The organism is Glycomyces salinus, assembly GCF_016428645.1.
Taxonomy (GTDB): domain Bacteria; phylum Actinomycetota; class Actinomycetes; order Mycobacteriales; family Micromonosporaceae; genus Glycomyces; species Glycomyces salinus.
The window spans coordinates 156470-175219 of the sequence record NZ_JAELXW010000001.1; the positions used below are offsets into that span (position 1 = coordinate 156470).

The following is an 18750-nucleotide window of genomic DNA, read 5'->3' on the forward strand; positions in this document are numbered from 1 at the left end:
GGGAGCCGGACGAAACGCGTCCCGCTCCCCCAGTGCCGCCGAGTCCCGACTCCTGCCGACTACTGATTCCCACTGAGCGAGAAGGGGAGGGAGCGTTTTCTGCTCCTTTCTCGAACAGGACTGCCATTTGGTGCCAGCGTGGCCTGTCGGGAACAATCGTCATGTTTGCTCGGCTTGTGTTGAGTCGAGCAACCCGACGGCAGGGGGAACCGTGGACGAAGGACGACCACCTCGCGGTGACAGCGGCAGCCGACTCATCGATCTGGCCCAGCGACTGGTGCTGAAGAAGGGGTTCGATCCCGACGATTTCGTGATCTCAGGCAGCGCCAGGCTGTGGCTGAGCGGCCACCGCGACCGGATCTCGGACATCGATATCGTCGCCCGCGGCGAGACCTGGTCGAGGGCTCTCGAGCTGGTCTACGACGGGCAGGGATACCTTGCGACGACTCACATCAGCGGAGCCAAGGTCGTGAAGCTGCACGGCGGGCTGATCGAGGTGGCCGATCACTGGTTCATGGAGGGCAGTGACACCGACGACCTCATCGATTCCGCCGAGATCATCGATGGCCTCCGCTACTTCGGTTTCGGAGAGATCATCGCTTACAAGCTCAAGCTCTTCCGACCCAAGGACCGCGCAGACCTGGCCCGAATGGGGCTCCTGCCCGACTCGCCTCCGCGATGGCCGTACCCCTCCGGTCGGATCGAAGTGCCTCGGCAGGTGCCGCGCGAAGCGGGGAACCGGCAGCCCGGGAACCGGGCGACTTTAGTGACGGTTTGATCGGCTCCCGCTCCGCGCGAAGCTCATCGATGCTGGCGGATCACCGCGCAGGTGTTGGGTCGGAGGGGCTTGGTCGGGGTCCATTCGGTGTCGGTCAGTAGGTCGCGGCCCTCGGCCGGGATCCTGGCCTCTTGGTCGGTGTGGTTGAGGGCGAATAGGTAGGAGCGGCCGTCGTCGTGGGTTCTGCGGACCGTTTCCACACCGGTGGGGAGGTCGGGGAACTCCGGTTCCAGGTCCAGGCGGTCCAGGAACGGGTTCAGGTCTTCGGGGCGGGTGGTGAGGTACCAGACTCGGCCGGAGCCGATCCGGCGGTGGAAGACCGCCGGGCCATGCGGGTATTCGGTGTAGGTGGCGATCACTTCGGCCCCTTCGGAGACCGCCGTCTCGGCCCAGAGTCGACCCGTCGTGCCGTCGTCGAGGGCGACCGACTCGTCCTCTCGCAGCGGGACGTGTTCGACCACGCGGACGCCGAGCAGGTCGCGGAGGGCGCCGGGGAGGCCGGGGTGGACGTGTTCGTTGCGGTCCATGACGCCCGAGAAGGGGCCGACGACGAGGGTGCCGCCGCCTTCGACGTAGCGGCGGAGGTTCGCGTCGTCGTCGAGCATCTGGAGGGACGGGGCGAAGACCACCGGATACCGCGAGAGGTCCTCGGCCGGGTGGGCGATGTCGCAGACCACGCCGCGCTTCCAGAGGGCCGCGTGCCAGCGCCGCAGCTCCGGGAAGGGCGCCATGGACGACGAGAGCTGGCCGGGGGTGTCGAAGGCCCAGACCGACTCGTAGTCGAGCAGGATCGCCGCCTGGGGCTCGACGGTCGAGCCCTTGACCTCGGCCAGGTTCTTGAGCCACTGGCCGAGCTGGACGGCCTCCTGGAAGGTCTTGGTCTCGCGGCCGCCGTGGGGCACCATCGCCGCGTGCCAGCGCTCGGTGCCGTATCGCGATGCGCGCCATTGGAAGTACATGGCGCCCTCGGAGCCGTGGGCGACGTAGCCGAGGGAGTGGCGCAGCTGCTCGCCGGGCCGCTTGGGGAAGCCGCCGCCGCGCCAGGCCGAGGAGTTCGCGGACTGCTCCATGAGCAGCCACGGCTGTCCGTGGGCGAGGCCGCGGGAGAGGGCGGAGGCGTAGGCGACCTGGGGCTCGTATGCGATCTCGTCGCCCGGGATGAGGTAGTGGTCGACGGCGATGAGCCGGTTCTCGCCGTTGAGGTCCTCTCCCCAGCGGAAGTAGTCGTTGCCGGCGAAGTTCCCGGTGACCATCAAGTTCGTGGTGATGGGCTTGTCCGGGCTGTGCTCGGCGATGGCGGCGGCCTCGGAGTCGAACAGCCGCAGCCGGGCGTCGGAGCCGAAGCGGCGGAAGTCGAGCACATGGCCGGGGTTAGGGGTCTCGGCGCAGGCGCGCGGCGGCAGGACCTGCTCCCAGTCGGTGAAGGTCTGGGACCAGAAGGTCGTCCCCCAGGCGCGGTTGAGGCCGTCGAGGTCGCCGTAGCGCTCGCGGAGCCAGGTCCGGAACTCCGTGGCGGCGAGGTCGCAGAAGCAGGACCGGTAGTACTCGTTGCCGACGTGCCACATCGCCAGGGCCGGGTGGCCCGCGTAGCGTTCGGCCAGTTTCGAGGCCATCTCGACCACGGCCTCCTGGTAGGCCGGGGCGTGCGGGCAGTACTCGGCGCGGGCGCCGTAGTACAGGCGGTGTCCCTCGGGAGCCACCGGGAGGGTCTCGGGGTGGGCATGGGAGAACCACGGCGGCGGGGAGGCGGTGGAGGTGGCCAGGTCGGCCCTGACACCGCCGTCGGCGAGGAGGTCCATGATGTCGTCGAGCTGCCCGAACTCCCACTTGCCGGGGCCTGGGTTGATGCTCGCCCAAGAGAAGACATTGACCGTGGCGACGTTGACGCCGGCCTCGCGCATCAGCGCGATGTCCTCTTCCCAGACTTCGCGTTCCCACTGCTCGGGGTTGTAGTCGCCGCCGAAGGCGAGCCCGTCGACGGTGGGCATGATGTCTCGTACTGGTTTCGGTGACAAGGGGGTTCCTTCAAGGATAGCGTTATCCAGTCCGACTCAGGATTCTGTCAGTTCGATCCCGCGCAAGTCAAGCTCCTCGCTCCTGACGCAGCGGACCCCGCCTTCGAGGTCGACGGTGCCGGTGTCGCACCGTCCCGGTTCGGCGTACCGGCACCGGCCGGCGAAGGCGCAGCCCGCGGGCGGGTTCGAGGGGTCGGGCAGCTCGTCGGCCAGCAGGATCCGGCCGCCGCGGTCGCGCAGCGACGGATCGGGGACCGGCACGGCCGACATCAGCGCCTCGGTGTAGGGGTGGGCGGGCTTCTCGTAGAGCTCGGCGGTGTCGGCCAGTTCGACGATCTTCCCGAAGTACATGACCGCCACGCGGTCGGCGATGTTCTCGACCACCGAGAGGTCGTGCGAGATGAACAGGTAGGTCAGCCCGTACTCGTCCTGGAGTTCGCGCAGCAGGTTGAGGATCTGGGCGCGGACCGAGACGTCCAGTGCGCTGACCGGCTCGTCGGCGATCACCAGCTTCGGGTCCACGATGAGGGCGCGGGCGATGTTGACGCGCTGGCGCTGGCCGCCGGAGAACGCGTGCGGGTACCGGTCCATGTAGTCCGGGGACAGCCCGACCCTGCGCATCATCTCGGCCACCCGGTCCTCCAGCTCCGAGCCCTTCGCCTCCCCCATCGCGACCAGGGGGTCCCCGATGACCTGCCGGAGCGTCATGCGCGGGTTGAGCGAGGAGAACGGGTCCTGGAAGACCATGCGGATCTGGCGGCGGTAGCGGCCCTTCTCGCGGTTCTTGAGCCGCGTCAGGTCATTGCCGTCGTAGCGGATCGACCCGCTGGTGGCCTCCTGGGCGCCGACGATGGTGCGCCCCAGGGTGGTCTTGCCGCAGCCGGACTCGCCGACCAGGCCGAGGGTCTCGCCGGACCGCAGGGCCAAGTCGACGCCGCTGACGGCGTGGTTCTCGACGGTCGTGCGGCCGAGGAGGTTCCGCCGCACCGGAAATCGCACGTGGAGGTCCTGGATGTCGAGCAGCGGCTCGGTCTCGGGTGTCGCGGTCATGCTCGGTCTCCTTCGGACTGGTCGTCGTAGAGCACGCACTGCGCGGTGCGGCCGCCGTCGAAGACCACTTCGGGCGGCTCGTCGAGGTCGCAGCGCCCGGCGATCGCCTCGGTGCAGCGGGGGTGGAACGAGCAGCCCTTCGGGCGGTGCAGCGGGTTGGGGACGGTTCCGGGGATGGTCGGCAGGTCCCGGCCCCGGTCGCGGCCCAGGACCGGGACCGAGCGCAGCAGCGCCTTCGTATAAGGGTGCTTCGGATCGGCGAACACTTCTTCGACACTCGCGCGCTCGACCACCCGACCCAAGTACATGACGGCGACCTCGTCGGCCATCTCGGCGACGACGCCGAGGTCGTGGGTGATGAACATGACCGCCATGTGGTTGCGCGCCTGTAGGTCCCGAATGAGGTCGAGGATCCGGGCCTGAGTGGTGACGTCGAGAGCGGTCGTCGGCTCGTCGGCGATCAGCAGCGCCGGCTCGGCGCACAGGGCGATCGCGATCATGGCGCGTTGGCACATGCCGCCGGACAGTTGGAACGGATAGGCGTCGACGCGCCGCTCAGCGTCGGGGATGCCGACCAGGCCGAGGAGTTCGACCGCCCTGGCTCGGGCGGCCTTCTTGTCCATGCCGGTGTGGATGCGCAGCGCCTCGATCAACTGAGCGCCGATCGACCGGAGCGGCAGCAGCGACGCGGCGGGCTCCTGGAAGATCATTCCGATGTCGTCGCCGCGCAGCTTCTGGAGCCGCGGGTCCTTGTCGTCGAGAGAGAGGACGTCGAACGGCTCTTCGCCTCCGTGCCAGGTCACGGTGCCCGAGTCGATGGACCCCGGCTTTTCGACCAGCCGCAGGATCGATCGGGCGGTGACGGACTTGCCGCAACCGGACTCGCCGACCACGCAGAGGGTCTTGCCCGCCTCGACGGTCAGTTCCACGCCGTCGACGGCCCCGACCTTCCCGTCGTAGGTGTCGAAGCTGGTGTGCAGCCCCGAGATCTCCAGTAGTGGTTCAGACATCGCTCACCTAGTGCTTGTACGGGTCGGCGGCGTCGCGCAGGCCGTCGCCGACGAAGTTGAAGGCCAGGACCACGATCACGACCACCGCGCCCGGTATGAGCAGCCACGGGGCTCCCGAGAGGACGCTCCACTTGCTCGCCTCCTGGAGTTGCACGCCCCACGATATGGCCGGCGGCCGCAGCCCGAGGCCCAGCCAGGACAGCGCGGTCTCGGCCAGGATCATGGTCGGGATCGACAGGCTCAGCGCCGCGATGATGTGGGACGAGAACGAGGGCAGCATGTGGCGGAACATGATCCGTCGGTGGCTGGAGCCGTCGAGCATCGCCGAGGTCACGAATTCCTCGCTGCGCATTGCGAGGAATCGGCCCCGGACCTCTCTGGCCAGGCCGGTCCATGCCACCAGCGCCAGGATCGTGGTGATGATGAAGTACCGCATCACCGGCCCCATGTCGACCGGCAGCGCGGCCGCGAGGCCGAGCCACAGCGGGATCGACGGCACGGCCATGATCAGCTCGATCAGCCGCTGGATGCCGTTGTCGATCCATCCTCCGAAGTAGCCCGACACCGCGCCGAGGACCACGCCCAGCAGGAAGGCCAGCGCCACGCCGATGATGCCGACCGAAGCCGAGACACGGGTGGCGTACACCAGGTCGGTGAGCAGGTCCTTCCCGTCGGTGGTGGTGCCCAGCAGGTACATCGGGTCCTCGGGGTCCTCGGGGCCGATGAGGTGCCGGTCCCAGGGGATGAGGCCGAACAGCTCGTACTCCTCGCCCTTGACGAAGAAGCCGATCTCGACCCTGTCCTCGGGGTCGGCCTCATAGGTGATGCGCAGGCTCCGCGGATCCTGCTCGGAGGTGTAGCCGTCGACGTGCAGGCCCCACTGGAAGCCTTCACCTCCGTCGGTGTCCCACAGCTTCAGCACCTGCGGCGGTGCGGCGGTGTAGTCCGAGTCGCGGTGCCGATCGTCGAACGGGGCGAGGAACTCCGTGAAGACGACCGCCACCAGCATTCCGATCAGCAGCCAGGCCGAGAACAGCGCGAGGCGGTGCTTCTTGAAGCCCCACCACACCAGTTGCCGCTGGGACGCGGTGGCGCGCTCGGTCTTCCTGTCGTCCTCGGGCGGAATTCCTTCGGTCTCTTTGAGGGTCATCGTCGCCTCACCTCTGGTTTCCGAGTCGGATGCGGGGGTCGAGCCAGCCCAGCAGGAAGTCGGAGATCAGGGTTCCGATCACCGTGACGAGGCTGAGGACCATGATGATGGATCCGGCCAGGTACATGTCCTGCGATTTGAGCGCTCCGAGCAGGATCGGCCCGAGAGTGGGCAGGCCGAGGATCTGCCCGGTCACGATGTCCCCGACCAGCAGGACTGGGAGCACCCAACCGATCGTGGAGACGAACGGGTTGAGGGCCACCCTGAGCGGATACCGGCGCAGCAGCCGTCCCTCGGGGACGCCGCGGGCTCGGGCGGCGGTCACGTACGGCCGCCGCAGTTCGTCGAGCAGGTTGTTGCGGATGACGCGGATCAGCCCCGCCACGCCGGCGGTGCCGATGACGATCATGGGGATCCACAGGTGTCCCAACAGGTCCAGCAGCTTGCCGAGGTTCCAGGACGCGTCGCACCACTCGGGCGAGCACAGCCCCGACGGGACCGAGCCGAACCAGGAGACGCTGAAGTAGATGAAGATCAGCGCGATCAGGAAGTTCGGGGTAGCCAGTCCGAGGAAACCGACCGTCGTCGCGGCGTAGTCGCCGATCGAGCGCTGCTTGACCGCCGAGTAGATGCCGATGGCGAAGGCCAGCACCCAGGTGACGACCAGGGTGATGAGCGAGATGCCGAGCGTGGCGCCGAGGCGCGCCCCGATGACCTCCTTGACCGGTTTCTGGTGCTCGAAGGACATGCCCAGGTCGCCGTGCAGGACGATCTGCGAGAACCAGTGCCAGTACTGCTGGAATACGTTGCCGTCCAGGCCGTACCGCGCCCGCAGCTGCGCCACCTCGTCCGGCGTCAGTCTCGTGCCCTGCACCGCGTACCTCGCCTCGAGCGCGGTCACGAAGTCGCCGGGAGGCAGACTGATGATCACGAACACGACCAGCGAGATCGCCAGCAATGTCGCCGCCATGTAGAACACACGGCGACCCAGGAATTGCACCAATGTCCTCTACCTCGACCTATTTGTCCTCGGTGATGTACCACTGCTCGGGCGAGGCCGGTCCCGGCGTCCCGTAGGTCGGGTTCTCCGGCATGGGCCCGCCGACGTTCTTGAGCCGGTCGGCGACGACGCACCAGCCGCCATGGCCCCGCACCGTGCCGATCGCGTAGAACTCCTCCTTGGCGATGTCCAAGATCTGCCCGAACAGCTCGTCGCGGACCGCCGGGTCGGCCTCGGTCTTGAACTGGTTGAGCAGGTCCCACTGCTCCTCGATGGGGGCCGGGGGCTCTGCGACCAGATCCTCCTCGGTCGAGCCGTTGGTGTAGAGCTCCGACCACTGGCGGCCGAAGAAGGCCCCGCCGCCCGCCCCGGCGGCCATGTACCAGTAGCACGAGGTGTGCTCGTCGATGTGGCCTCCGTCGCCGGTCCAGACGGTGGCGTCGTAGTCGAACTCGTTGATGAGGTTCTGCCAGTTCTCGCGGGGCTGGCTGTTGATGTGCATCGTGACGCCCGCCTCGGCCCACCAACCCTTGATCATGTCGAGGGCGTCGATCCAGATCGTGCCCAGGAGGGCGTCGTCGGCTACGGCCATCGTGAACTCCAGTGGCGTGCCGTTCGGAGCCGTCCGAGTCGAGCCGGACAGCTCGTACCCCGCGTCGTCGAGGATCTGGTTGGCCAGGTCGAGGTCGAACTCGGTGTACTGGGTGGCGAACTCCTCGTCGTAGAACCGCGATTCGGGCCTGGGCGCGGGCTGGCTGGGCTCGCCGACGCGGTTCCAGAGGACGTCGATGAGCTCCTGCCGGTCGATCGCGTGCGACATCGCGATGCGGAACTGCTTGTCCGAGAAGATTTCTCGCAGGCCGGCGTCGCGGTGGTTCAGGTTGAACCCGATGTTCATGTCGCTGGAGTAGGTCGACTCCAGCTCCACGACCTTGTACTCGCCGTTGGCCTCGCCCTCGACGGCGTCGGCGCGGTGGGCGTTGTCGTTGAAGTGCCTCGAGTGGAACTCGTAGTCGCCGTTGATGGCGTGGGCGAACATCGTCTCCACATCGGAGGTGATGTCGAAGCGGACTTCGTCCATGTAGGGAAGCTGGCTGCCCTCCTCGTCGACCTTCCAGTAATACGGATTGCGCTCGAACAGGGAGGACTCGGCGTCGGAGATCGGCTGCTTGCAGACCCACGGCAGTAGGGTCGGCAGGTCGGGGTTCTCCCACTGCTGGCTCCAGAGGTGACCCAGCGCGGTGAAGCGGGCGACCCAGCTGTCGTATCCCTCGTCGAGGGCCTCCTGCTCGGCGTTCTCGTTGTAGTCGATGTGGAACTGCTCGAGGTAGTGGCGCGGGTACATGGTGAAGCGCTGCCCGGAGACGCCGACCGCCATGTCCTCCTCGAACAGCGGTTTGGGGCTGCTGAAGCGGACGATGAAGGTGTAGTCGTCGACGATCTCGAGTTCGATGGGCGTGCCGTCGGCGGCGGTGAGCTCGCTCGGGACGGCCTCGGTCAGCTCGGTGTTGAGCGCGACGTCGTTGTAGGCGAATTCGACGTCGGCGGTGGTCAGCGGCTCACCATCGGACCACTTGACGCCCTCGCGGAGGGTGATGGTGAATTCGGTCGCGTCCTCGTTCGCCTCGAAGTTCGAGGCGATGTTCGGCCTGATCTCGGTCCAGTCGCGCGAGCGTTCGAGCAGGTGGCCGTCGTTGATGGTGCGCCACAGCCAGGGGCCGTCGGCGGCACCGGTGACGGTGGAGTTCCAGGTGCCTCCGTATACGCCCATGGATTCGGCGACGGTGACGACCTGCGGCTCTTTCGGAAGGCGCTCCTCGACCGGCGGGAGGTCGCCGGCCTCGACGCGCTCGGCGAGCATGGGGGCCTCGGAGCCCTTCTCGCCGCCTCCGCCGCCGGAATCGGAATCAGTGGAGAACCAGCCGCATCCGGCCGCGGAGGCCGTCAGCGCGGTTCCGCCGGCGACGACGAGTCCGCGCCGGGTGACCGTGGGGTCGGGCCATGGGGCCGACCCGGAGCTCTTCTGGTTGCGCCTGTTGAAAAGCATGCTGGACTGGGGGTTGCGAGTGCTCATCGGTGAGCGCTCCTTCCGTGGTCGGTCGCGGCCGTGGGGCGGCCGAGGGGTTTCATGGCCCTCCAGGAGGCCATGGCGACGGGGCCCGGCTCGAACCCCGCCGTCAAAACCGAAAGCGCTTACAAAACTTCCGGAACGTATCCGAAAACTTTCGGTAATGACGGTGAGACTACGGCAACACATTTTTCGCGTCAAGCCTGGTCGACTCGTGACAAGATCACGATCGGATCACGATTGGCAATCGCATTCCACAAGATATCCCGTCCTCAGGACCGAAACTTTCGGCCGGAAGCCGGTCCGAGACGGTGACTTCCCCACAGACTCCGCATCACGAAGATCTTCTCGTCCAACCCCTCGTCAACGGCCAGGCCGCGTCCGGAGTATGGGGCGCGCAGCCGCCACGGCCCGCGCGCCGGGTCGACCGGGTAGAGCACCGGGACGGTGCGGCCGCCGCGGCGCTCCGCGCGGATGTCGGCCACGGCAGTCCAGCGCCAGCCGCACTCGCCGCCGCCGGCGATCGGGCGGATGCCGCGCTCGTCGACCACCACGCCGACACGCCGCGAGCCCCACACGGCCACCGTCCAGGCGATGACCACCGCCGCCAGGACGATCGCGCCCAGCGCCCCGGGCCGCCAGCGGCCGGAGACGGCCATGTGGATGACGGCCGGGAGGAGGGCGACCAGGCAGGACGGCGAGGCGATGAGGAGCGTCCGCGCGGCGATCTGGCGCGGTGTCGGCCGGAATGTGATCTTGGCAGCCACCGCGTATCACCGCCGGACTCGAAGTGAGGTTCCTGATGTGATCGTGCCATGCGGGACCGGTACGTCAAGCGACAATCCCCCAGAAACCGGACCAGACCGGAGTACGACCCCAGGCGGCCGTGTGTCAACATCGGAAGATGAGCTCAGCCGCGTCCGCCTCCTCGCCCCGCCTGCGCATCCGCCGCTCGGCGGCGGTGACAGTCGCCGCCTTCGTCACGTGGCTGACCGCCGCTCCCCTGGCGCTGGCGCTCATGGTCGAGCAGCCCTTCCTGCCGGCCCTGTCGATCGCGCTCGGCGCGGCGCTGCTGGCCGCGCCGATCCTGGTCTCGCTGTGGGCCTGGAGATCGGGCGTCGACGTCACCGCCGAGGGCATCGCGGTGCGCGGCCTGTTCTCCCGGCGGCACATCGCCTGGGAGCGCATCGACGGCTTCGCCACCGGCAACGAGGGCGTGGCGGCGATACTGGACGACCAGTCGCAGGTGCGCCTGATGCCGATGCGACCCGAGAACCTCCCCCAGGTACTGGAGGTGGGAGGCCAGGAACTGCGGGACGCTCCCCCGGCCGAGGACGAGCGCTAGTAACCGTCGCTGACGACGTTCTCCAGCGGTTCCCCGGCCGCGAAGCGGCGGATCTGCGGCCCCACCGGGGCGTAGGCGCGCCCGATCAGTCCGTCGGTGGAGGCCCCGACATGCGGCGTGATCAGGGCACCCTCGAGGTCCCACAGCGGGTGTCCGGCCGGAAGCGGCTCGGGCTCGACCACGTCGACGGCGCACCGCAGGCGGCCCGAGGCGACCTCGGAGACCAGCGCGTCGGTGTCGACGATGGGCCCGCGAGCGGCGTTGACCAGCAGCGCGCCGTCCTTCATCTGGGAGAGGAACTTCGCGTCCACCAGCCCGCGGGTGGCCTCGGTGAGCGGCAGGATGAGGACCACCACGTCGTGCTCGGGCAGGAGCGCGCCGATCTCGTCGATGCCGTGGACGCCATCGCGCGGGCGCCTGGCGACCTTCGTGACCTCGGTGCCGAGCAGTGTGAGGACGTCGGCGACCTTCTCGCCGATGTCTCCGGCGCCGAGGATCAGCGCCCGCTTGTCGGTGACGGTGGTGGTGAACTCGACCTTCCACTCGTGGTGGACCTGCTTTCGCGCGAAGAGGTCGAACCCTCGCAGGGCGGCGATGACGGCGCCGACGGTCCATTCGGCGGTCACTCCGGTGTGGACTCCGCGGGCGTCGCAGAGCACGACCCCCTCGGGGACGGCGGGAACCCACACCTCGGCGCCCGCGCTGAGCAGCTGGACCGCCTTGAGGTTCGGCATGTCCTCCAGCGGCGTGGTTACCTTCGACTTGGCCAGGAACGGCGGCACCCAGAACTCGACCTCGGCCGGGTCGGAGGGGTAGTCGCCGCGGCCCGAGAACACCTCGACCTCGACCTCGTCGGGCAACGGTCCGAGGAGTGGGCGACCCTCCTCGTGAGCGATCCATACCTTCATCGGGCCCAGCCTAGTCGACGGCGGGACGTTCGGAACTAGGCTGGAGGCCATGCGCCGATCGACTCCGGCGGCTCTGGTTGCCGCAGCCACCCTCACGCTCGCCTCGTGCTCGTTCGGCGAACCGCCCGAGCCCGAGGCCGGGCAGCCACCGAACCTGCCGACGCCCTCCGAAGGGGCGCAGGAGGAGCCGGCGAGCTTCCTGAACGTCGTCGCCGAGAACCTCGAGGTGCCCTGGGGCATGGACTTCCTGCCGGACGGAGCGGCCCTCATCGGCGAGCGCGACTCCGGCCGCATCCTGTCGATCACCGTCGCCGAGGACGGGACACCCTCGGAGCCGGAGGAGGTCTACGTCGTCGAGGACATCGACTCGGAGGGCGACGGGGGCCTGCTCGGACTGGCCGTCTCCCCCGACTACCAGGAGGACTCGACCGTCTACGCCATCTACACGACCGACGAGGACAACCGGGTCGCCGCGATCGACCTCGCGGGCGAGGACGAACCCGAGCCGATCCTGACCGGCATCCCGTCCGGGCCGTCCGCCAACGGCGGCGCTCTCGCCTTCGGCCCCGAGGGGAACCTGTGGGCGGCCACCGGCGACGCCGGGAACCCGGAGCTGGCGCAGGACCCCGATTCGCTGGGCGGCAAGATCCTCAGCGTCACCACCGAGGGCGAACCGGCCGAGGGAAACCCCGATGCGGAGTCGCCGGTGTACTCCAGCGGCCACCACAACGTCCAAGGGCTGGCCTGGAACCCCGACGGGCAGCTGTTCGCCAGCGAGTTCGGCGGCGATCTGGCCGACGAGATCAACATGATCGAGGCCGGCGGCAACTACGGGTGGCCGATCTACGAGGGCCCGGCCGGCGACGAGGAGTACGTCGACCCGATCGCGTACTGGGAGCCGTTCGAGGCTACCTGCTCGGGCACGGCCTTCGCCGAGCAGACGCTGGTGACCGCGTGCCTGCGGGGCCAGCGCCTGTGGATACTCGAGTTCGACTCGAACGGTGCGGTCGCCGGCGAACCGCGTCCGACGCTCGAGGCGGAGTACGGTCGGCTACGATCGGTCGCCATGGGCCCCGACGGGATGCTGTGGCTGACCACCTCGAATCGCGACGGAGAATGCGTCGCCGAACGCGGTTGCACGGTCGGAGAGACCGATGATCGCGTTCTTCGCTTCGCCACCGCATACGCCGCGGAAGGAAGAATCTGATGGCTCGACCGATCGCTTCGAAGACCAGGGCGGCCTGGAGCCGTGCCGGACGCGGGGCGAAGCGGGCGTGGAGGCGGGCCCGGGCGGTGTCCCGGAGGGTCCGCTCGTCCTCCGGCGCCCGTCGCCTCGGCTCCGCCGTCGCCGTCCTCCTGATGGGCACCGTCGCCGCGGCGGGCGGGCTGCTGGTGGGCAGCACGCAGGCCGACATCGGGCCCTTCGGCACGACCCTGGCCGTCCATCCGGACTTCCGCGGCGAGACCGTGGTCAACATCCCGCCGCTTGGCGACGTCGTCTTCGACAGCCATGACGGGCCGCTCGGCCTGAGCATGCGGCTGGACTCGGTCGACCCCGAGGCGGCGCAGGGCATCATCAACACCCCCGACGGGGTCACCTCGGCCTCCCAGCACCTGGCCTCCGAGGTCACCGCCGCGGTCGTGCGCGTCGTCGTCGAGGCGCTGGCGGTGGTGACGCTGTTCGGGCTGCTGGTGGGGGCGCTGGTGTTCCGGAACATGCGGCGCACCCTCCTGACGGGACTGTCGTCACTGGCGGTCACCGCGTCCCTGCTGGGCTACTCGGCCTCGACCCTGCAACCGGAGTCGATCGCCGAGCCCCGCTACGAGGGGCTGCTGGCCTACGCCCCGCAGGTGGTCGGCAACGCCGAGGACATCGCCGACAACTACGAGCAGTACGTGGCGAACCTCCAGAAGTTCGTCACCAACATCTCCTCGTTCTACGCCCTGGCCACCGACCTCCCGCAGCTGGAGGTCGACGACGACACCATCCGGGTCCTGCACGTCTCCGACATCCACCTCAACCCTTCGGCCTGGCACGTCATGGAGTCGGTGGTCGCCCAGTTCGACATCGACGCCGTGGCCGACACCGGCGACCTGAACGACTGGGGCTCGGAGCAGGAGGCCGAGATCTTCTCGCGCGGGGTCACCCAGATCGACGCGCCGTACGTATTCGTCAAGGGCAACCACGACTCGGCCACGACCGTCGCGGCGCTGGCCGCCTACGACAACGTGACCGTGCTCGACGGGGAGGTCCAGGAGATCGCCGGGCTGCGGTTCGCCGGGGTGGCCGATCCGCGATTCACCCCCGACAAGGGCGATCAGCCCTCCAGCGAGTACGCCCAGCAGATGCTCGAACAGGCCGGCGAGCGGCTCCGCGAGGTGATCATCGACTCCGGGGGCGCCGATGTGGCGATGGTCCACGAGCCGCCGATGTCGGTGCCGCTGACCGGAGAGGTGCCGCTGGTCCTGGCCGGGCACACCCACAAGCGGGCCGTCCAGGACCTCGGCGAGGGCACCACGCTGATGGTCGAGGGCTCGACCGGCGCGGCCGGACTGCGCGCCTTCGCCAACGAGCAGGTGCTCAAGATGGACATGGACGTCCTCTACTTCGACCCCGACACGAAGGACTTGGTCGCCTACGACTCGATCTCGGTCGGCACCGTCGGCGAATCGGACATCACCCTCGACCGGACCATCGTCCCTCCCGACGACGAGACCGAGGAGATCCCGGACGGCCAGACCCCGACCGAGGTCGAGCCCTCCACCGAGCCCGAGGACTGACCCCGGCGCCGGCCCGCCGATCCGCCGTCACATCAGCGGGCCGAGCACGAAGGCGGCGATGGAGAAGTACAGGACCAGACCGGTCGCGTCGCACAGGGTCGAGACCATCGGCGCCGAGATGACGGCCGGGTCGATGCGGACCTTCCTGGCGATCAGCGGTAGGAAGGCCCCGACGAAGGTCGACCAGGTGCAGATCGTCAGCAGCGTCAGGGCGATGACGAGGCCGATGTCGGGCCCGTAGAAGACGGCGACCAGAGGCCCGCCGACGATCGCGAGCATCGCCCCGAGCAGCACTCCCACCCGGCCCTCGCGCCAGATGATCCTGATCGTGTCGGAGAAGCGGACCTCGCCGACGGCCATGGCGCGGATGATGACCGCCGATGCCTGGGAGCCGGAGTTACCGCCCACGCCGGTCAGCAGCGAGATGAACACCGCCAGGACCGTGACCTCCTCCAGGGCGGCCTCGTAGTAGTTGAGCACCGAGACCGTCAGCGTCCCGGCCAGGCCCAGCAGGAGCAGCCACACCGCGCGCTTGCGGGCCAGAATGAACACCCCGGCCGACAGGTAGGGGCGCTCGAGCGGCTCGGAACCGCCGGACAGGGCCGCGTCCTCGGTGTCCTCGGCCTCCAGGACCTCCATCGCGTCGTCGAAGGTGATCAGGCCGACCAGGCGGTCCTCGTGGTCGACGACGGGCAGGGCGGCCAGGTTGGCCTCCTGGATCAGGCGCGCGGCCTCCTCCTGGTCGGTGTCGGTGCGGACCTGGTGGTGGTCCTCGGCCATGAGCGAGGCGACCTCCGAGTCCGGGTCGGCGGCGACCAGGTCGGGCAGGGCCACCGTGCCCAGCAGCTTGCGGTGCCCGTCGGTGACCGGGAGGACGTCCAGGTGGCGGGGGCGTTCCCGCAGGTGCCTGATGCGCTCGATCGCGGCGGCGGCGCTCATAGAGGCGCGCAGCGAGACGTAGTCGGGGGTCATGATGCGCCCGGCCGACTCGGGGTCGTAGCCGAGGAGCCGGGCGGTGGAGATGCGCTCGGCCGGACTCAGCTGGGCCTGGAAGCGGGTGGCGACCATCGCGGGCATCTCGTCGAAGAGCTTGGCCCGGTCGTCGGCCTCCATGGAGTCGAGCAGGTCGCGGACGGTCTCGGTCTTGAGCGCGTCGAGCAGTTCCTGCTGGTGGACGGTGTCGAGTTCCTCGAAGACGGCGAGCGCGCGGTCCTTGGGGAGCAGCCGGAAGCGGACGGCCTGGTCGGCCAGGTCCACGCGGGGCAGCTCCTCTGCCAGTTCGACGGTCGAGGAATCGGCCAGTTCCAGGCGAAGGGCCGCCAGCTCGTCGACGGCCGCCGGGGAGATCGGGTGGATGGTCTGCGACATCTCAGCCACCTCCTTACACGGGGTTGCTGCCGTGCCCGCCTGCGGTGGTGTGAAAGCCGCGGTCGAGGACGCCCGCCTCAGAATGCAAGGGGACGCGGGGCACGGTCATGAGCGAATGGGAAGAACTCGTCGGTATCTCGACTGGGACTGGGGTCGTCGCCCACTTCGCTCACCTCCTCAGGCCGTGCACCTCTCGGTGGCGTCTCTGGGCCCGTCGGGGCCCGTCTGCCGCGCTCAAGCGTAACAGCGGCACCGGCCCTTCGGGCCGGTGCCGCGTGGTGATTCGCTGTGGTTTCAGCCGCTCAGGTGAGTTTGTTCAGAATGAGTTCACGCACCGTCTTGGCGTCGGCCTGGCCCTTGGTGGTCTTCATGACCGCGCCGATGAGGGCCCCGGCGGCGGCGTGCTTGCCGCCGCGGATCTTCTCGGCGACGTCGGGGTTGGCCGCGATGGCCTCCTCGACGGCGGCCTCCAGCGCGCCGGTGTCGGAGACGACTTCGAGGCCGCGCGCGGCGGCGACTTCGGCCGGGCCGCCCTCGCCGGCCAGGACACCGTCGATGACCTGGCGGGCCAGCTTGTCGTTGAGCTTGCCGTCCTCGACCATGCCCTGGAGCTCGGCCACCTGGGCCGGGGTGACGGCCAGGGCGCCGAGCTCGGCGCCGGTCTCGTTGGCGCGGCGCGAAAGCTCGCCCAACCACCACTTGACCGCGCCGGAGGCGCTGGTCCCGGCGGCGATGGTCGATTCGATCAGTTCGACCGCGTCGGCGTTGACCACCGACTGCATCTCCTTGTCGGCCAGGCCCCATTCGGCCTGGAGCCGCTCGCGGCGCTTGCGCGGCGGCTCGGGCAGCGAGGCGCGCAGCTCCTCGACCCATTCGCGGGAGGGCTCCATCACGGCCAGGTCGGGCTCGGGGAAGTACCGGTAGTCCGTCGCCTCCTCTTTGGAGCGTCCGGGGCTGGTCTCGCCGCTGGCCTCCTGGAAGTGGCGGGTCTCCTGGACGATCTTCTCGCCGCCGTCCAGCAGCGCGGACTGGCGCCGGACCTCGTAGCGGACGGCCCGCTCTACGCTGCGCAGCGAGTTGACGTTCTTGGTCTCGGTGCGGGTCCCCCAGGCGTCGCCGGGTTTGTTCAGCGAGAGGTTGACGTCGCAGCGCATCGAGCCCTGCTCCATGCGGACATCGGAGACGCCCAGGGAGCGGACGATGTCGCGCAGCTCGGTGGCGTAGGCGCGCGCGACCTCGGGAGCGAGCTCGGCGGTGCCGGCGACCGGCTTGGTGACGATCTCGACCAGCGGGATGCCGGCGCGGTTGTAGTCGACCAGGGACTCGGTCGCGCCGTGGATGCGGCCGGTGGCGCCTCCGACGTGGAGGGTCTTGCCGGTGTCCTCTTCGAGGTGGACGCGCTCGATCTCGACCCGGTAGGTCCGGCCGTCGACGGCCACGTCGACGTAGCCGTCCTCGCAGAGCGGCTCCTCGTACTGGGAGGTCTGGAAGTTCTTCGGCATGTCCGGGTAGAAGTAGTTCTTCCGGGCGAAGCGGGTCCATTCGGCGATGCGGCAGTTCAGGGCCAGGCCGATCTTGATGGTGGCCTCGATCGCGGCCCGGTTGGCCACCGGCAGGGCCCCGGGCAGCGCCAGGCACACCGGGCAGACCTGGGTGTTGGGCTCGGCGCCGAACTCGGTCGAGCAGCCGCAGAACATCTTGGTGTTCGTGTCGAGCTCGATGTGGGTCTCGAGCCCGAGGACGGGCTCGTAGGCGGCCATCGCGGCCTCGTAGGTGTTGAGTTTCGTCATGACTCCTACTTCCCAATCTCGGGCGCGGTGTCGGCCAGCGGGGTCTCCTGGGTGGACTCCAGGGCCGCGGCGACGCGGTAGGCGATGTCGTCGCCCAGGACCGGGCCCATGACCTGGAGGCCGACGGGCATGCCTTCGGAGAGACCGACCGGGACCGAGACGCCCGGTCCGCCGTAGAGGTTCGACGGAATCGTGTAGAGGTCGGCGAGGTACATCTGGTACGGGTCGCCGGTGCGCTCGCCGAACTTGAAGGCGATGAACGGCGTGGTCGGGCTGACCAGGGCGTCGACCTGATCGAAGGCGGCCTCGAAGTCGCGCTTGATGAGCGTGCGGACCTTCTGGGCCTGGCCGTAGAAGGCGTCGACGTAGCCGGCGGACAGCGCGTAGGTGCCCAGGATGATGCGGCGCTTGACCTCGGGGCCGAAACCGGCCTCGCGGGTCAGGCTCATGACCTCCTCGAGGCCGCGCTGACCGTCGTCGCCGCTGCGCAGGCCGTAGCGGACCCCGTCGTAGCGGGCCAGGTTCGAGCTGGCCTCGGAGGGGGCGATGAGGTAGTAGGTCGGCAGCGCGTACTTGAAGGACGGGCAGGAGACCTCGACGATCTCGGCGCCGAGTTTGACCAGCCGGTCGACCCCGGACTGGTAGGCGTCGACGACGCCGGACTCGGCCGCGTCCGCGCCCTCGGCGAACTCCTTGACGACGCCGAGCCGGACGCCGCTGAGGTCGCCGCTCGCGCCGTGTCTGGCGGCCGTGGCCACCTGCGGGACGGGCGCGTCGATCGAGGTCGAGTCGCGCGGGTCGTGCCCGGAGATGACCTCGTGGAGCAGAGCGGCGTCGAGGGCGTTGCGCGAGACCGGGCCCGGGGTGTCCAGCGAGGACGAGAAGGCGATGAGCCCGTAGCGGGAGTTGGAGCCGTAGGTCGGCTTGCCGCCGAAGGTGCCGGTGACGGCGCCGGGCTGGCGGATGGACCCGCCGGTGTCGGTGCCGATTGCGAGCGGGGCCATCTTCGCGGCCACCGCCGCGGCCGAACCGCCGCCGGAGCCGCCGGGGATGCGCCCGGTGTCCCAGGGGTTCAGGGTCTTGCCGAAGGCCGAGTACTCGGTGGAGGACCCCATGGCGAACTCGTCCATGTTGGTCTTGCCGAGTATCGGCATCCGCGCGGTCTTGATCCGCTCGACGATGGTCGCGTCGTAGGGCGGGATCCAGCCTTCGAGGATCTTGGAGGCGGCGGTGGTCGGCATGCCCTTGGTGACCACGACGTCCTTGATCGCGATGGGGACGCCGGCGAGCGGGCCGAGCTCCTCGCCTCGGGCGATGGCCGCGTCGACCTCGGCCGCGGTGGCCAGGGCGCCCTCGCGGTCGACATGCAGGAACGCCTTGATCTCTCCGTCGACGGCGTCGATGCGGTCGAGGTGGGCCTCGGTGATCTCGTACGAGGTGGCGCGGCCGGTGCGTATGGCCTCGGCCATGTGCACGGCGGTCTGGTC

General features: G+C 69.1%; 15 protein-coding genes. 4 read left to right on the forward strand and 11 right to left on the reverse strand.

Annotation, left to right across the window (positions count from 1 at the left end; genetic code table 11):
* Positions 1-211 precede the first annotated feature (211 nt).
* Positions 212-778, forward strand: a complete 567-nt coding sequence (locus JFB92_RS00685) for a hypothetical protein (RefSeq protein WP_199033862.1) — start codon at positions 212-214, stop codon at positions 776-778.
* A gap of 23 nt (positions 779-801) precedes the next feature.
* Here the strand turns inward: JFB92_RS00685 and JFB92_RS00690 are convergent, their stop codons facing one another.
* The 7 genes from JFB92_RS00690 to JFB92_RS00720 all read right to left on the reverse strand — a co-directional run bounded on the left by JFB92_RS00690 (position 802) and on the right by JFB92_RS00720 (position 9838).
* Complete coding sequence (locus JFB92_RS00690) at positions 802-2766, reverse strand: beta-galactosidase (protein ID WP_199033864.1); 1965 nt, start codon at positions 2764-2766, stop codon at positions 802-804.
* A 63-nt stretch (positions 2767-2829) separates the two neighbouring features.
* Positions 2830-3843: an ABC transporter ATP-binding protein gene (locus JFB92_RS00695; protein WP_199033872.1), complete on the reverse strand. Its 1014-nt coding sequence runs from the start codon at positions 3841-3843 to the stop codon at positions 2830-2832.
* Positions 3840-4853, reverse strand: a complete 1014-nt coding sequence (locus JFB92_RS00700) for an ABC transporter ATP-binding protein (RefSeq protein ID WP_199033874.1) — start codon at positions 4851-4853, stop codon at positions 3840-3842. Before JFB92_RS00700 ends, JFB92_RS00695 begins: the two co-directional genes overlap by 4 nt.
* A 7-nt stretch (positions 4854-4860) precedes the next feature.
* A complete protein-coding gene (locus JFB92_RS00705; protein WP_199033876.1) occupies positions 4861-6003 on the reverse strand; it encodes an ABC transporter permease in 1143 nt (380 codons plus the stop codon).
* A 7-nt stretch (positions 6004-6010) separates the two neighbouring features.
* Positions 6011-7006 carry an ABC transporter permease gene (locus tag JFB92_RS00710; protein WP_372451546.1) on the reverse strand — a complete coding sequence of 332 codons (996 nt, stop codon included), beginning with the start codon at positions 7004-7006 and terminating at the stop codon, positions 6011-6013.
* A 16-nt stretch (positions 7007-7022) separates the two neighbouring features.
* On the reverse strand, positions 7023-9077 hold the full coding sequence (locus JFB92_RS00715) for an ABC transporter substrate-binding protein (RefSeq protein ID WP_199033880.1): 2055 nt from the start codon (positions 9075-9077) through the stop codon (positions 7023-7025).
* A gap of 266 nt (positions 9078-9343) precedes the next feature.
* The gene (locus tag JFB92_RS00720) at positions 9344-9838 is read right to left on the reverse strand and encodes a hypothetical protein (RefSeq protein WP_199033882.1); all 495 of its coding nucleotides are present in this window, start codon (positions 9836-9838) and stop codon (positions 9344-9346) included.
* Between the two features lie 137 nt (positions 9839-9975).
* On the opposite strand from JFB92_RS00720, the gene JFB92_RS00725 reads away from it, so the two are divergent.
* The gene (locus JFB92_RS00725; protein WP_199033884.1) at positions 9976-10416 is read left to right on the forward strand and encodes a PH domain-containing protein; all 441 of its coding nucleotides are present in this window, start codon (positions 9976-9978) and stop codon (positions 10414-10416) included.
* Here the strand turns inward: JFB92_RS00725 and JFB92_RS00730 are convergent.
* Positions 10413-11324 (reverse strand): 2-hydroxyacid dehydrogenase, encoded by a 912-nt coding sequence (locus tag JFB92_RS00730; protein ID WP_199033886.1) that lies wholly within the window; start codon positions 11322-11324, stop codon positions 10413-10415. The two genes, JFB92_RS00725 and JFB92_RS00730, sit on opposite strands and share 4 nt — an antisense overlap.
* Positions 11325-11373: 49 nt before the next feature.
* Here JFB92_RS00730 and JFB92_RS00735 point away from each other — a divergent pair, with 49 nt between their 5' ends.
* Together JFB92_RS00735 and JFB92_RS00740 are read left to right on the forward strand one after the other, a co-directional pair.
* On the forward strand, positions 11374-12531 hold the full coding sequence (locus JFB92_RS00735; protein ID WP_199033888.1) for a PQQ-dependent sugar dehydrogenase: 1158 nt from the start codon (positions 11374-11376) through the stop codon (positions 12529-12531).
* On the forward strand, positions 12531-14105 hold the full coding sequence (locus JFB92_RS00740) for a metallophosphoesterase (RefSeq protein WP_199033890.1): 1575 nt from the start codon (positions 12531-12533) through the stop codon (positions 14103-14105). Before JFB92_RS00735 ends, JFB92_RS00740 begins: the two co-directional genes overlap by 1 nt.
* A 27-nt stretch (positions 14106-14132) precedes the next feature.
* Here JFB92_RS00740 and mgtE read toward each other — a convergent pair whose 3' ends face one another.
* From mgtE to gatA, 3 genes are all read right to left on the reverse strand, one after another.
* The gene (mgtE, locus tag JFB92_RS00745) at positions 14133-15473 is read right to left on the reverse strand and encodes a magnesium transporter (RefSeq protein WP_199033897.1); all 1341 of its coding nucleotides are present in this window, start codon (positions 15471-15473) and stop codon (positions 14133-14135) included.
* A 302-nt stretch (positions 15474-15775) separates the two neighbouring features.
* The gene (gatB, locus tag JFB92_RS00750) at positions 15776-17263 is read right to left on the reverse strand and encodes an Asp-tRNA(Asn)/Glu-tRNA(Gln) amidotransferase subunit GatB (protein WP_199033898.1); all 1488 of its coding nucleotides are present in this window, start codon (positions 17261-17263) and stop codon (positions 15776-15778) included.
* Positions 17264-17268: 5 nt separating this feature from the next.
* Positions 17269-18732 carry an Asp-tRNA(Asn)/Glu-tRNA(Gln) amidotransferase subunit GatA gene (gene gatA, locus JFB92_RS00755; protein WP_372451550.1) on the reverse strand — a complete coding sequence of 488 codons (1464 nt, stop codon included), beginning with the start codon at positions 18730-18732 and terminating at the stop codon, positions 17269-17271.
* Positions 18733-18750 lie beyond the last annotated feature (18 nt).

Excerpts from the sequence above, each read along its gene's own strand:
- JFB92_RS00690 (WP_199033864.1), bottom strand. The coding sequence starts at position 2,766 with ATGCCCACCGTCGACGGGCTCGCCTTCGGCGGCGACTACAACCCCGAG.
- JFB92_RS00695 (WP_199033872.1), bottom strand. The coding sequence starts at position 3,843 with ATGACCGCGACACCCGAGACCGAGCCGCTGCTCGACATCCAGGACCTC.
- JFB92_RS00700 (WP_199033874.1), bottom strand. The coding sequence starts at position 4,853 with ATGTCTGAACCACTACTGGAGATCTCGGGGCTGCACACCAGCTTCGAC.
- JFB92_RS00705 (WP_199033876.1), bottom strand. The coding sequence starts at position 6,003 with ATGACCCTCAAAGAGACCGAAGGAATTCCGCCCGAGGACGACAGGAAG.
- JFB92_RS00715 (WP_199033880.1), bottom strand. The coding sequence starts at position 9,077 with ATGAGCACTCGCAACCCCCAGTCCAGCATGCTTTTCAACAGGCGCAAC.
- JFB92_RS00725 (WP_199033884.1), top strand. The coding sequence starts at position 9,976 with ATGAGCTCAGCCGCGTCCGCCTCCTCGCCCCGCCTGCGCATCCGCCGC.
- JFB92_RS00730 (WP_199033886.1), bottom strand. The coding sequence starts at position 11,324 with ATGAAGGTATGGATCGCTCACGAGGAGGGTCGCCCACTCCTCGGACCG.
- JFB92_RS00735 (WP_199033888.1), top strand. The coding sequence starts at position 11,374 with ATGCGCCGATCGACTCCGGCGGCTCTGGTTGCCGCAGCCACCCTCACG.
- JFB92_RS00740 (WP_199033890.1), top strand. The coding sequence starts at position 12,531 with ATGGCTCGACCGATCGCTTCGAAGACCAGGGCGGCCTGGAGCCGTGCC.
- mgtE (WP_199033897.1), bottom strand. The coding sequence starts at position 15,473 with ATGTCGCAGACCATCCACCCGATCTCCCCGGCGGCCGTCGACGAGCTG.
- gatB (WP_199033898.1), bottom strand. The coding sequence starts at position 17,263 with ATGACGAAACTCAACACCTACGAGGCCGCGATGGCCGCCTACGAGCCC.
- gatA (WP_372451550.1), bottom strand. The coding sequence starts at position 18,732 with ATGGCCGAGGCCATACGCACCGGCCGCGCCACCTCGTACGAGATCACC.